Source organism: Mesorhizobium sp. M7A.F.Ca.CA.004.04.2.1 (assembly GCF_004022825.1).
GTDB lineage: Bacteria > Pseudomonadota > Alphaproteobacteria > Rhizobiales > Rhizobiaceae > Mesorhizobium.
In genome coordinates, this window is the sequence record NZ_RZPH01001526.1 from 1 (window position 1) to 878 (window position 878).

The following is an 878-nucleotide window of genomic DNA, read 5'->3' on the forward strand; positions in this document are numbered from 1 at the left end:
GGCCTGGCCGGCGGTCGCGTCTTAGCCGCTCGGCGACGACGATGCCGCGCACTTCGGCGAAGGCGCGGTCAAGGTCATCATTGACGATGACGAAATCATATTCCTTCCAGTGCTCGATCTCGTTGCGGGCGTTTTTCAGCCGCGTCTCGATCACCGCCTCCTGGTCTTCAGCGCGACGTTTCAGCCGCGCCTTCAACTCCTTCATCGATGGCGGCAGGATGAAGATCGAGACAATGTCGGCGCGCATCTTCTCCTTGAGCTGCTGGGCGCCTTGCCAGTCGATGTCGAACAGCATGTCGCGCCCCTCGGACAGCGCCAGTTCGGCCGGTTCGCGCGGCGTCGCATAGCAATTGCCATGCACCTCGGCCCACTCCAGCAGCGCGTCGGAATCACGAAGCCGCTCGAATTCGCGCATCGTCCGAAAATGATAGTGGACGCCTTCGATCTCGCTTCCACGGCGCGGCCTGGTGGTGACCGAGACCGACAGTTCGAGGCTGGAATCGCTTTCCAGAAGATTGCGCGCGATCGTCGACTTGCCGGCGCCGGACGGCGACGACAGGACGAGCATCAGGCCCCGGCGGCGTATGCGGGACCCCAAATCCTTGGCAACCATCGGCTACTCCAGATTCTGGATCTGTTCACGAAACTGGTCGACCACCGCCTTCAGGTCCAGGCCGATCGCGGTGATGGCTGCGGCATTCGATTTGGAACACAGCGTATTCGATTCGCGGTTAAATTCCTGTGCCAGAAAATCGAGCTTGCGACCGACCGCGCCGCCGCCCACCAGCAGTGCCCGGCCGGATGCGACATGCGTTTTCAGCCGGTCGATCTCTTCGCGAATATCGGCCTTGGTGGCCAGGAACGCCGCCTCCATATGC

At 62.1% G+C, this 878-nt stretch carries 2 protein-coding genes; both read right to left on the reverse strand.

The window, feature by feature from the left end; all coding sequences use genetic code 11:
• Positions 1 to 613 (reverse strand): guanylate kinase (gmk, locus tag EN893_RS35880; RefSeq protein ID WP_128362261.1); only part of this gene is annotated, 613 nt, incomplete at its 3' end.
• A 3-nt stretch (positions 614 to 616) separates the two neighbouring features.
• On the reverse strand, positions 617 to 878 hold a 262-nt coding region (locus EN893_RS35885), incomplete at its 5' end, for a DUF1732 domain-containing protein (RefSeq protein WP_128362262.1).